We start from the raw sequence: 229 nt of genomic DNA on the forward strand, positions 1-229 counted from the left end.
GCTATTTCTTCATGCCGAGCAGGTCGGCATTGCGGTTTCTGATTTCGCGACTCTGATCTCCCGGCACATCAATTGTGGGCGCCGTCAGTAGTCGTCTTGCGACTCGGCAATACGACGAAGCGCGCCAGCGTCGGATATGCGCAGGCCGCCGCGCCTGATGGCGATGACCCGCCGGCTGCGCCAATCGTTGAGTGTCTTGTTGATCGACTCTCTGGTGACGCCAAGGAAT

At 59.4% G+C, this 229-nt stretch carries 1 protein-coding gene; it reads right to left on the reverse strand.

What is annotated here, in order from left to right; genetic code table 11:
* Positions 1 to 84: 84 nt before the first annotated feature.
* Positions 85 to 229, reverse strand: a 145-nt coding sequence (locus tag AC0L2F_RS36015) for a helix-turn-helix domain-containing protein (RefSeq protein WP_473251559.1), incomplete at its 5' end; no start/stop codon positions are given.

Source organism: Bradyrhizobium sp. Ken64 (assembly GCF_055807555.1).